Raw genomic sequence first — 2,922 nt, 5'->3', positions numbered from 1 at the left:
TAAATGATATAGAAAACATATTAAATAATTTGAGGTGATATATTGGAAAATAATAAAAAATATATTTATGAAATTAAGGAAATGCTTTTAAACTCTCCACTTAGACAAAGATTAGTAGAGGAAAATACTATACCATTTAAAGACATAATACTTAAACAACTAGGTGATATAATACAAGGGTTAAATGTATTAGAAAGCAACAAAGATAACCCTATAAAAATAGTTATAGTAGGAGAAGTTAAGTGCGGCAAATCTAGCTTAGTAAATGCACTTATAGGAAATGAAGTAAGTGAAGTTGATGTGTTAGAGGCAACTTCAAATATTATAGAGGTTATATATGGTAAAGAATCATATATAAAAAAGAATGAGGATATTACACAAGTCAGACTTAATATAGATTATTTAAAAAAAATAAATATAGTAGATACGCCAGGACTTAAAAGTATAACTATGAAAAATGAACAAAAAACATTAAATTATATTCAAAATGCAGATTTAATATTGTTCGTAATTGATGCAACTCATTTAGGTCAAGAAGATATTGTAGATGCTTTAGATGTAATATGTGAATATAAAAAACCTATAATCGGAGTAATTAATAAATGTGATTTGTTAAATGACAATAAAGAAGAAACGCTAGATTATATAAAACAAGAATATGGAATTTATATAGATGAATTTTTTATGATATCTTCATACTTAGAATACCAAGACAAATTAAGTAGTAGAGCCAAGGCTAAAAATACAGATTTAGTTATTTCAAACTATACAGACCTGAGAGAAAATTTTAATATGCTTAATAAGTATATACAAAATGTATATGAAAATTGTGAAACTGTAAAGATAGATAGTATGAAATCATCAGTAGAAGGAGTAATCCATAAAGATATTATAAATCATTATGACTATTTAAAGAGACTATCAATGATTATTGATGAGTTTAATAAATATGAAAAAGCTCTTCAAAATAAATTTGATTATATATACTCTAAAATGGATTTTGAAATAAATGATTGGTTAAATAGAATTTTCTTTAATGAGGAAATGAAAAAAATAAAAAATAATATAGAAAATGCAAAGATATATATAAATGAAAATTATATAAATGATTATATAAATAAAAAGAAGATAGAATTAGATAATTTATTCTTTAAAGAATGGAGTGAATGTTTAAAAGAAATTAGTGATGATATGAATGATGATATAAAAAAATATGTTAAGGATATAACTTACAAAAATGAATTTTTAAGTACTCCAAATTTTAAAGTTGATGGAGAAAAGCCAAATATAAATGATATGTTAGCTGTTGTAGGAACTGGAGCAGTACTTGGAATTACATCTGGTGGGGTAGTATCTATATATAGTGCAGCAATCGGTACTTCAGCAGCTTCAGTAACTATAGGAACGGCTATGATGACATATTGCCCACCATTACTTATTGCGGGAACGATAAGTGGAGCGTTAGGTAAAGCTATATATGATAAGGTTAAATCTGATCAAAAAAATAAAGAAATATTAAAAGATGTGGATGAGTTTATGGAAACGATAAAATATAAGATGCTAGAGGAATTAAAAATTGGATACAACAACTGCAGTAAAGAAATAGTTTTTACAACTTTAGAAATATTAAAAAATATAAAAGGTGTTTCTATGGGTAAATATGAAATGGAGATTTTAGTAAAAGATATAGAAAATTATATTCAAGGATTAGAGTGTTGCATAAGTAAATAGTAATTTAGTACAGAAAATGTCAACTGAAGGTTGGTTTTAACAAAAAAATCACTTTATCATACAGTAAAGTATAATCTATAAAGGTAAGGAGCAATTAGTATGATTACTATAAGTTTATGTATGATAGTGAAAAATGAAGAAAAAGTTATAAAAAGATGCTTAGAAAGCATATTTGAAGTTATAGATGAAATAATAATAGTTGATACAGGCTCAAATGATAATACAAAAGAAATAGCAAAAAATTATACTGAAAATATATATGACTTTGAATGGATAGATGATTTTTCAGCAGCAAGGAATTTTTCTTTTAGCAAAGCTACACAAGATTATATATTATGGATAGATGCTGACGAAATATTAGATGAAGTAAATAAAAATAAACTACTAAAATTAAAAAATAATTTAAATCAAAATATTGACGCATTAACTATGGAAACTTATATGTGTATAGATGAAAATAAAAACCCTAGAGTAAGAGTAAGAAGAAATAGAATGGTAAATAGAAGTAAAAATTTTAAATGGGTTGGATTTATACATGAGTATATTGAAATAGAAGGTAACATTTATGATAGTGATATTTCAATAATACATGATAAAATAAAATGCATAGATGATAGAAATCTTAAAATATACCAAAAAAACATAGGTTTAGGAAATAAATTAAGTGATAGAGATTTATACTATTACGGAAAAGAATTATATTATAATTGTATGCTTGATGAAGCTATAGAAATATTGGAAACATTTATAACAAAAGATGCATGGAAAGAAGAAATTGTAGATGCTTTATGTAAAATAGGAGAATGTTATTTATATAAAAAAGAAAGAGCTAAAGCTAGAGATTATTTTTATAAAACTTTTGAGTATATAGAACCAAGGGGAGAAATACTTTATAACATAGCCAATTCATTTGAAGAAGAAAAAAAATATAAGCAAGCTATACAATGGTATGAGATGATATTGAATCTTCCAATACCAAAAAATTGTAATCAATGTATAAATTTAGGTTGCTGGAGATTTAAGCCACATTTAAATTTATGTGCTTGTTATTTTGAAATAAACGATTTGCCTAAATCTTATTATCACCATAGTAAATGTAAAGAAATAAATCCATTAGACGAATGTGTTATATATAATGAAGAATATTTTAAATCTATAATAAAAGGATAATAGGTATAAATGGATTAAATT

The 2,922-nt window shown here is 24.4% G+C and carries 2 protein-coding genes; both read left to right on the top strand.

The genetic code is table 11. From position 1 onward, the window contains the following. Nucleotides 1–42: 42 nt before the first annotated feature. On the top strand, nucleotides 43–1,731 hold the full coding sequence (locus VLM92_RS01405) for a dynamin family protein (RefSeq protein WP_325274568.1): 1,689 nt from the start codon (nucleotides 43–45) through the stop codon (nucleotides 1,729–1,731). Nucleotides 1,732–1,830: 99 nt separating this feature from the next. Next, nucleotides 1,831–2,901 carry a glycosyltransferase gene (locus VLM92_RS01400; protein WP_325274567.1) on the top strand — a complete coding sequence of 357 codons (1,071 nt, stop codon included), beginning with the start codon at nucleotides 1,831–1,833 and terminating at the stop codon, nucleotides 2,899–2,901. The last annotated feature ends 21 nt before the right edge of the window (nucleotides 2,902–2,922 follow it).

The sequence above is a fragment of the Romboutsia sp. genome (assembly GCF_035470145.1).
Classification (GTDB): Bacteria; Bacillota; Clostridia; order Peptostreptococcales; family Peptostreptococcaceae; genus Romboutsia_D.
This window is presented reverse-complemented; position numbering and strand designations above follow the sequence as displayed.

Bases quoted from the DNA above. Each gene is read 5' to 3' on its own strand.
- VLM92_RS01400 (WP_325274567.1), top strand. From the start codon at position 1,831: ATGATTACTATAAGTTTATGTATGATAGTGAAAAATGAAGAAAAAGTT.